This window comes from Amycolatopsis sp. NPDC059021 (genome assembly GCF_042739895.1).
Taxonomy (GTDB): Bacteria; Actinomycetota; Actinomycetes; order Mycobacteriales; family Pseudonocardiaceae; genus Amycolatopsis.
This window is the reverse complement of sequence record NZ_JBHYIQ010000158.1, coordinates 5,131-11,745: the sequence shown is the minus strand read 5'-3', so window position 1 is coordinate 11,745 and position 6,615 is coordinate 5,131. Positions and strand designations below refer to the sequence as shown.

At 70.2% G+C, this 6,615-nt stretch carries 6 protein-coding genes; 4 read left to right on the top strand and 2 right to left on the bottom strand.

Translation table 11 applies throughout. The annotated features are described in order from the left end of the window. Positions 1-62: 62 nt before the first annotated feature. Both ACFWX1_RS45720 and ACFWX1_RS45715 read right to left on the bottom strand, forming a co-directional pair. The gene (locus tag ACFWX1_RS45720; protein ID WP_378396207.1) at positions 63-299 is read right to left on the bottom strand and encodes an antitoxin; all 237 of its coding nucleotides are present in this window, start codon (positions 297-299) and stop codon (positions 63-65) included. Between the two features lie 193 nt (positions 300-492). Further along, a complete protein-coding gene (locus ACFWX1_RS45715; RefSeq protein ID WP_378396206.1) occupies positions 493-1,326 on the bottom strand; it encodes an aldo/keto reductase in 834 nt (277 codons plus the stop codon). 102 nt (positions 1,327-1,428) lie between these two features. Between ACFWX1_RS45715 and ACFWX1_RS45710 the strand changes: the two genes are divergently transcribed. The 4 genes from ACFWX1_RS45710 (at position 1,429) to ACFWX1_RS45695 (ending at position 6,500) form a co-directional block, all read left to right on the top strand. Continuing rightward, positions 1,429-2,367: a LysR substrate-binding domain-containing protein gene (locus ACFWX1_RS45710; protein ID WP_378396205.1), complete on the top strand. Its 939-nt coding sequence runs from the start codon at positions 1,429-1,431 to the stop codon at positions 2,365-2,367. Positions 2,368-2,399: 32 nt separating this feature from the next. After that, the gene (locus ACFWX1_RS45705) at positions 2,400-3,371 is read left to right on the top strand and encodes a hypothetical protein (protein ID WP_378396204.1); all 972 of its coding nucleotides are present in this window, start codon (positions 2,400-2,402) and stop codon (positions 3,369-3,371) included. A 109-nt stretch (positions 3,372-3,480) separates the two neighbouring features. Next, positions 3,481-5,502 carry a neutral/alkaline ceramidase gene (locus ACFWX1_RS45700; RefSeq protein WP_378396203.1) on the top strand — a complete coding sequence of 674 codons (2,022 nt, stop codon included), beginning with the start codon at positions 3,481-3,483 and terminating at the stop codon, positions 5,500-5,502. A gap of 35 nt (positions 5,503-5,537) precedes the next feature. Further along, the gene (locus ACFWX1_RS45695) at positions 5,538-6,500 is read left to right on the top strand and encodes a sphingomyelin phosphodiesterase (protein ID WP_378396202.1); all 963 of its coding nucleotides are present in this window, start codon (positions 5,538-5,540) and stop codon (positions 6,498-6,500) included. The last annotated feature ends 115 nt before the right edge of the window (positions 6,501-6,615 follow it).

Here is a 6,615-nt window from a genome sequence, read left to right as displayed (position 1 = left end):
CCTTACTGGCGTTGAGCGCCGGTAAGGAGGCCTTCACGGCCCGTCGATCACCAAGCTGTGGTTCAGCGGCCGTAATTCCCCTCTTCCGGGTTACCGCCCTGCGGCTCCTGCCCGCCCTCGGCAGAGCCGGATTCCTGCTGCCGGCCGCCGGATTCGCCGCCGAGGAAGCCCTTGGCCTTTTCGGCGGCCGTGTCGATCTTGTCGGCGTGCTCGCCGAACTTGGACTTCGCGAGGTCGGCGGCCTTGTCGACGTGCTCGTCGCTCACCTTGTTCTTGATGCCTTCGAAGTCGATACCCATCGGCACTCCTTTCACCCACTCCGTGAAACCCGGTGTGCGCCCGGGGCCGGATCGGGCCCGAGCGGACCCGCTGACAGTTCCATCAAAGGCGACTCCGGTGACTTCGCAACTCGGGAGACCGGGGTGGGTGAAAGGTAAATGCGCACCTTCGATCCACAGTGGACTCATCAGCCCCACGCGCACCAGCGAGGCCTCAGGCGGGAACCAGTGCGTCCAACCCAGAGTAGTCCTTTGTGGACAGTTCGAGACCCGCCGCCGCGAAGTTCTCCTCCAGATGCCGGGTGGACGACGTGCCGGGAATGGGCAGCATCACCGGCGAGCGACGCAGCAACCAGGCGAGCGCCACCTGCGCCGGGGTCGCGTCCAGCCGGGCGGCGACCTCGGCCAGCGGGCCGTCGGAGGCGACGCTGGGTTTGATCGGCAGCCACGGGATGAACGCGATCCCGTGTGCTTGGCAGTACTCCAGCACGGCTTCCGAAGCGCGATCGGTGAGGTTGTACCGGTTCTGGACGCTGACGACCGGGGTGATCCGCCGGGCTTCGACGAGCTGATCGACCGAGACCTGGGAAAGGCCGATGTGCCGGATCTTGCCCTCGTCCCGCAGTTGCCGCAGCGCACCGATCTGCTCGGCGAACGGGACCTTCGGATCGACGCGGTGCAGCTGGTACAGGTCGATCCGCTCGACGCGCAGCCGGCGCAGGCTCAGCTCGGCCTGCTGGCGCAGGTACTCCGGGCGGCCGAGCGGGACCCACGCGCCACCGGGCCGGGCGTGCCCGCCCTTGGTGGCGATCACCAGGCCGTCCGGATACGGGTGCAGGGCTTCGGCGAGCATCTCCTCGTTCAGCCCCAGCTCGTAGGCGTCGGCCGTGTCGATGAAGGTGACGCCGATTTCGACGGCACGGCGGGCGGTCGAAATCGACGCGGCCCGTACCGCGGGCGTGGTGCTGTGCAGGCGCATGGCACCGAGGCCGAGCCGGTGGACGGGCAGGTCGCCGCCGATGCGCAGGGTGGTCTCGACTGAGGACACGAAAGATTCTCCTTGTGGCCGTGGGGTCTTCGTCCACCTTGCGGCCTCGGCCTTGTTAAGACAATCGAGACTTTCTTTCCCCGACCACTTAGTATCGCTAATGTGTTGAATCTCGAACGCCTCCGGGTCCTGCACGCCGTCGCCCGCACCGGCTCGGTCCGCGGCGCCGCCGAGGCCCTGCACGTCACCACGTCGGCGGTGTCCCAGCAGCTGACGCGGTTGGAACGCGAGATCGGGCAACGCCTGCTCGAGCGCCAAGGTCGTGGCATCCGGCTCACCGACGCCGCCTCGCTGCTCGCCGACCACGCCGAGCGGCTGCTCACCCAGGTCGAACTGATCGAGGCGGATCTGGCCGAGCATCGCGGCGCGGTGACCGGCGCGGTGACGGTCGCGGCGTTCGCCACCGCGGCGCGTGGCCTGCTGCCCGATGCCTTGCGCGCACTGCGAAAACGGTATCCGGACCTCGATGTCCGGCTGGCCGAGCACGAACCGCACGAGTCCCTGCCCGCGCTCGCACGCGGGGATCTCGACGTCGCGATCGTCCAGGACTGGCCGGACGCGCCCTTGCCGGTTCCCGAAGGCCTTTCCCGCCGCCCGCTGGCCGAAGACACCTTCGACGTCGCAGTGTCCACTCAGGACCCACTCGCCGGGCGGGACGTCCTGAAGCTCGCCGAACTGCGCGATCAGCGCTGGATCGGCTGGGCCGCCGGGCAGATCTGCCACGACTGGCTGACCTCGAAGCTCCGCGAACTCGGCGCGGAGCCGCGCGTCACGCACACCGCGTCCGAGCATTCGACCCAGCTCGCCCTGGTCGCCGCCGGACTGGGCGCGGCGCTCATCCCCCGCCTCGGCCGCGATCCGGTGCCCCGCGGCGTCCGGTTCGTGCCGCTGAGCCCCGCGCCGCGACGGCGGATCTTCGCGCTCTGGCGGGCCAGCGCGTTCCCCCGGCCCGCGATCCAGGCGACGCTGACGGCCTTGGACACCACCGCGAAATCGGGACACCGCTCCCATGCGCCCGGGACACCCCGTGCCCGAGGATGAACGATGACACCGGAAATCCTTGGGGGACAACGATGACACGCAGAACGACGGCCTTGGCGTGGTGTGCCGCGCTCCTGCTCGCGACGGCAGCGCCCGCGCACGCCGCCCCGTCGGCGACCCGGCCGGACGGTGCCGAACTGCTCTACCGGCCCGCCGGTCCGGCCAGCGCACAGAACGCCGCCTTCTCCCCCGACGGCGCGACAGTGGTGTTCACCCAGTTCCCCCGCGGCTACAACGCCGGGCCCGCGGCGCTCGAACTGCTCGGGTTCGCCCCGGGCGGCACCCCGCGGCAGTTGTTCCAGGAAGGCGACCAGAGCGCGGTCAACCTGCCGGGCACCAGCTGGAACGCGGCGGCCGGGCTGATCACGTTCTCCTTCGACGGCACGGATCTGGACGAGATCTGGACGATCCGGCCGGACGGCGGCGGGCGGAAGCAGGTCACCACGCACACCGGCCCGCGCGGCTTCACCGAGCCGAGCTTCTCGCCGGACGGCCAGTGGATCGTCTTCCAGGAGAACCTCGACCAGAGCGGACCGGGCGCGCTCGGCAGCATCTGGAAGGTCCGGCGGGACGGCAGCGGGCTGACCCGGCTGATCGACGGGCCCGGTACCGGCACGGACAACCGCCAGCCGAACTGGTCCCCGCGCGGTGACCGGATCGTGTTCCAGGCACGCGGCGCGACCGGCGCCTGGAAGCTGCGCACGATCAGCCCGGACGGCGGCTCGTCGCGAGCGGTGACCTCCGGCGCGGGCGAGGACACCGACGCGAGCTGGTCGCCGGACGGCAGCCGGATCGTGTTCTCCTCCGATCGCGGCGGGCTCGCCCACGCTCAGCTGTTCGTGATCCCGGCCGACGGCGGCCCTGCGGTCCAGGTCACCCACGCGCCCACCTGGTACAGCGGGGCACCGAGCTGGTCACCGGACGGCCGCTGGCTCGCGTTCGAATCCCGCGAGGGCGACGGCGGAACACCGACCGCGTTGTGGCGGATCGCCGCGCCCGCCTGATCGGCGCGCGCCTCCCCCGCACCGACGTTCGCGGGTTGCCAGGGTGAAGAGGATCACGTACGGTCCCCGCAAACGCGAAAGCGCTTCACGTTAGCGGGAGGAGCCGCCGATGCCGGTGAGCCGTCGACACGTCCTGGCCGGGGCCGCCGCGCTCCCGCTCGCCACCGGCCTCCTCGGGGCGACGGCCGCGTCCGCTTCGGCCGGGCAGGACGGCGGTTTCCTGGTCGGCGCCGGCATCGCCGACGTCACCGGGCCCGCCGCGGAGAACGGCATGATGGGCTACTCGATGCCGCAGCAGCAGACCGCGGGCATCCATCTGCGCACCCGCGCGCGGGCGTTCGTGATCGCCGGCGGCCCGCGCCGGATCGCGTTCGTCACCGCCGAACTCGGCGCGCTGTTCCAGTCCGTGCACCAGGGTGTGCTGCGCAAGCTCGCCGCGAAGTTCGGGGACCTCTACACCGAGCGGAACGTCCTGCTCAACGCCACGCACACGCATTCGGCCTGCGGCGGCGACTCCCACTACGCCGCCTACGACCTGGCGATCCTCGGGTTCCAGGAACAGGTGTACGACGCCGTCGTCGACGGGATCGTGGCGGCGATCAGCCAGGCACACGCGGATCTCGCGCCGGGGTCGATCAGCCTCGGCCGCACCGAACTGACCGACGCCAGCGCGAACCGCTCCCGGGCCGCGTTCGAACTGAATCCGCAGGCCGACAAGGACCACTTCCCGCTGTCCATCGACCCGGCGGTGACCGTGCTCCGCTTCCGGCGCGGCGGCACCGACGTCGGCGCGATCACCTGGTTCGCCACCCACGGGACGTCGATGAGCAACGGCAACCACCTGATCAGCAGCGACAACAAGGGATACGCGGCCTACACCTGGGAACACGACCACGCCGGGGTCCGCTACCTCGACGGCGCCCCGGGTTTCGTCGCGGCGTTCGCGCAGACCAACTCCGGCGACATGACGCCGAACCTGAACCTGAAACCGGGGACCCCGGACACCGAGTTCGAGAACACCCGGCGCATCGGCGAGCTCCAGTTCCAGGCCGCGAAACGCGCGTTCGACGCCGCTGGTGAAGCCGTCGTCGGCGGTGTCGATCACCGGATGTGCTACGTCGACATGTCCGACGTCGCCGTCGATGCGAAGTACACACCGAACGGGCGTCCACAACGGACCTGCACCGCGGCGATCGGGGTGTCGATGCTCGCGGGCAGTACCGAGGACGGGCCGGGCCTCCCGCTGCCCGAGGGCATGAAGAACCCCTTCATCGACTGGCTCGGCGGGATCGACGCGCCCATCCCGCGCGCGCTCGCCGACGCGCAGGCGCCCAAGGTGATCGCCGTGCCGTTCGGCGCGATGAAACCGTACCCGTGGGCACCGGAGGTCCTCCCGCTCCAGATCGTCCGAATAGGACAGTTGCATCTGGTGGCCGGTCCCGCCGAGTACACGATCGTCGCGGGCCTGCGGATCCGGCGCACCGTCGCCGCCGAACTCGGCGTGCCACTGGAGAACGTGCTGATGCAGGGGTACGCCAACGCCTACAGCCAGTACGTCACGACGCCTGAGGAGTACGACTCCCAGCAGTACGAAGGCGCTTCGACTCTCTTCGGCCGGTACACGCTTCCCGCCTACCAGCAGGAATTCGCGAAGCTCGCGGCCGCGATGAAGGCGGGCACAGCGGTGCCGCACGGTCCGGTCCCCCGGGACCTGCGTGGCAAGCTCGTCAACTTCCAGCCGGGGGTCGTGTTCGACAGCGCCCCGGCGCTCAAGAACTTCGGCGACGTCGTCACCGAGGCGAAACCCAGCTACCGGCGCGGCGAGCAGGTCAGCGTCACGTTCGTGACCGGGCATCCGAAGAACGACCTCCGCCACGGCTCGACGTTCCTGGAAATCCAGCGGTTCGCCGACGGGCAGTGGGTCCGGCACGCCGACGACGGCGACTGGGCCACGAAATACCACTGGGCGCGGAAGTTCGTCGCCGAATCGCAAGCCACCGTTACCTGGGACATCCCCGCGAACACCCCGATCGGCAAATACCGCGTGGTGCACTCGGGGAACTGGAAGAACGGCTGGAACGGGCGGATCACCGCGTTCACCGGAACATCCCGGGCCTTCGTGGTCTCCTGACCGGTTTCCCCGCCCGCCGGCAGAAAGGACGTCCCGTGCGGAAACTCGCCGCGCTCGCCACGCTCGTCGCCACCCTGCTGACCGCGACACCCGCTCACGCGGCGTCGGCAGCCTCGGTTTCGGTGCTGAGCTTCAATCTCTGGCAACTGCCGTGGATCGCCAATCCGGACACGGCGGACAAGGAAGCCCGCGCGCAGGCGGCCGAAAAGGTGATCCGCGCGAACGGCACCGACGTCGTCGTGCTGGAGGAGGCGTTCAGCGCGCAGGCCGAGTCGCTGCGGAAGCGGCTGGCCGACGCCTGGCCGTACCAGACCCCGCTGGTCGGCCAGTACTGCTCGACCGCGCCCGGCTGGTCCACTGTGGACGGGAACTGCTCGAACTCGCCGGTCGTGGTCAACGGTGGCGTGACGGTGCTGTCCAAGTGGCCGATCACCGAAAGCCACCAGCTGGTGTTCCGGAACTCCTACCAGGGCACCGCCGACTACTACGCGAACAAGGGCGCCGCACTGGTCCGGATCCTCGCGCACGGCAGGCCGTTGTGGGTCACCGGCACCCATCTGCAGGCCGACGAGGCACCGGACACCCTGCCCAAGGCCCACGAGATCCGGATGGCGCAACTCAGCGAGATCCACGGCCTGGTCGCGAAGTACGCCCCGCTCGGCGACCCGGTCGCGATCGCCGGCGACCTCAACATCGAGTACTGGGCGGGACAAGGCCGGAAGGACGGTCTCGGCCGGACCCAGTCCCAGCAGGGCGAAGCGGCACTCGACGGTGTCCTGCGGACCGCCCCGGCCGGGAAGTACACCTTCGACGCGGTCACCAACCCGAACGCGGCGAAGTCCGTGCCCGCGACCTACCGCGACTCACTGGACTACGTCGGCGCGCTGCGCGGCGGCGGGCGCCCGCTCGCGGACGTCGGCGCCGTCTCGATGGTGTCCTATGGCGACGGAACGCTTCCGTCCGATCACTATCCGGTCCGTGCCTCCGTCCGCTACTGAAGGGGACTTTCCTCTCATAAGACGTGGGGGTCGGGGGGGTTCGGGCGCGGGCAGGGGGGGGGCGGCCCGCACAGCCAACGCCCCCGCGGCGAACGCCGCCCCGGGGGCGGGCCCC